Origin of the sequence: Brevibacillus sp. LEMMJ03 (genome assembly GCF_007197875.1) — a bacterium.
Taxonomy (GTDB): domain Bacteria; phylum Bacillota; class Bacilli; order Brevibacillales; family Brevibacillaceae; genus Brevibacillus; species Brevibacillus thermoruber.
Window position 1 is genome coordinate 1 of record NZ_VKJN01000041.1, and the last position, 2,219, is coordinate 2,219.

A 2,219-nucleotide genomic window follows, 5' to 3' on the forward strand; every position below is an offset into this window, starting at 1 on the left:
TGTGAACGGCACTGTTAAAATCCTCAATAACGGCACTTGAAAATTCCCCACTTTCGGCAGAAAATCTCTCCCTGGAGGAGAGAAATATGCTAAAGAATGGGGAGTTTTACTTGATTAAAGACATGAAACAAAGAGGAATGAGCACCACGCAAATTGCGAACGAACTAGGGAGGGATCGAAAAACAATTCGTAAGTGGCTGAAGAAGGATGAACCTTCGAAATACCAGCGAACCGTCAAAAAAGCCAGCATTCTCGATCCATTTAAACCCTATATCAAAGCGAGGATGGAGGAAGGCTGCTTAAATGCTGTTGTCTTGTTTGATGAAATTAAAGCCCAGGGATACTCAGGACAAATTAGACTCCTTCGTTCCTTCATGGAACCATTACGCCCCGTCGTTACCTCCAAGGCAACGATCCGCTATGAAACCACACCTGGTAAGCAAGCGCAAGTAGACTGGGGACATTTCAAAGTGGAATGGAATGGTGGATATAAACGGCTATACGCCTTTGTCATGGTTTTGGGATACTCGAGAATGTTGTATGTGGAATTTACAGAGAATGAACGGCTGGATACCCTCATCGGCTGTCACTTACGTGCCATGCAATACTTTGGAGGCAGACCGGATACATGCTTGTACGACAATATGAAAACCGTCATTGCGGGTTACGACGACCAAGGCCATGTATTGTGGAATGAACGTTTTTCTCAGTTTGCAAGTCATCACGGCTTTACCCTCCGGCGTTGTGCCCCCTACCGTGCACGAACAAAAGGGAAAGTAGAAAATGGTGTTGGCTATGTGCGAAAGAATTTTTGGCCTCGCGTACTGTCGTTTACCAGCCTGAGTGACTTGAATCAACAAGTACGCCATTGGTTGGATACGGTAGCCAATGTACGGATTCACGGCACCACACATGAAAAGCCGGTAGATCGATGGAAACATGAACAGTTGAAGCCGCTTAACCCGGTTCCGTTTGAAGAAGTAGAACGGCATACTCGAAGAGTATCCAACGATTTGCTCGTTTCTTACGGCGGAAGCCGGTATTCTGTACCCTATACCTATATTGGTCATACGGTACAGGTACAAGATCTCCAGAATGGTCATATCCGGATCTATCAGGGCAACACGATTATCGCTGAACATCAAAAAGCCGTTCGTTCCAAACAAGTCGTAACCAATAAAAAACACTTCGAGGGGATCCAAACCCAAAGTCGCGTGAAGGCTCCCCAACCTATGCCGCGTCTGGTTTCAAATCCAAGCCCCGAAGTGGTGGAACGTGATTTATCAGTCTACGAGCAGTTTGCTGACGAGAAGGAGATCGTACAATGATGCTCCAGGCCCGTTTAGAAGAAGCCTTTACGCAAATGGGATGGGTACGAATCCCGGAAATTGTTCACCACCACGCAGAAGAAGCTGCTGCTCAGAATATATCGTATTTGGAGTTCTTGGACAAGCTTTTGCAAGAGGAAATCAAGGCCAAGAGGGATCGATTTATTCGAATGAAGACACGATTGGCTCATTTACCCTACCATAAAACATTAGAGCAATTCGATTTCAGTTTCCAGCCTTCCATAGATGAAAGACGGATTCGTGATTTGGCAACCCTCCGGTTTGTGCAACAACAGGAGAATCTCATTTTGCTGGGTCCGCCAGGAGTCGGAAAGACCCACTTATCCGTTGCATTGGCTCTGGAAGCCATTAAGCAAGGTTTGACAGTTTACTTTACAACTGCTCACGATTTGGTTCAGACACTTCAAATTGCCCATCAAAACAATAGTATCAAACAAAAAATGCGGGCTTTTATTAAGCCGAATGTACTGATCATTGATGAAATCGGCTATCGCAAGATGGATGAAACGGCAGCTCACTTTTTCTTTCAAATCGTTTCGGAGCGTTATGAATCCGGTTCGATTATTCTTACTTCGAACAAGTCTTATGGTTCGTGGGGAGAGATATTTGGAGATACGGTACTTGCCACCGCCATCCTTGATCGATTATTGCATCACTCTCACACCATCAACATTAAAGGAGAAAGTTATCGCATAAAGGAGAAGAAAAAAGCTGGTTTCTTTCGACCAGAGACAATTGAAGATAAAACCGAATAAACGGAATTTTCCCGCTACCTGCCCCCCTCGGGGGGCATTATTCAAACAAACCTATTGCCTATTATGGGGAAAATTCAAGTGCAGATAATGGGGAATTTTCATTTGCAGTTGACAC

General features: G+C 44.9%; 2 protein-coding genes. Both read left to right on the forward strand.

All coding sequences use genetic code 11. The annotated features are described in order from the left end of the window. Window positions 1–86 precede the first annotated feature (86 nt). Window positions 87–1,328 (forward strand): IS21 family transposase, encoded by a 1,242-nt coding sequence (gene istA, locus FOI68_RS22615; RefSeq protein WP_143864406.1) that lies wholly within the window; start codon window positions 87–89, stop codon window positions 1,326–1,328. Beyond that, the gene (gene istB, locus FOI68_RS22620; RefSeq protein ID WP_143864407.1) at window positions 1,325–2,104 is read left to right on the forward strand and encodes an IS21-like element helper ATPase IstB; all 780 of its coding nucleotides are present in this window, start codon (window positions 1,325–1,327) and stop codon (window positions 2,102–2,104) included. The genes istA and istB overlap by 4 nt, the downstream gene beginning before the upstream one ends. Window positions 2,105–2,219: the final 115 nt, after the last annotated feature.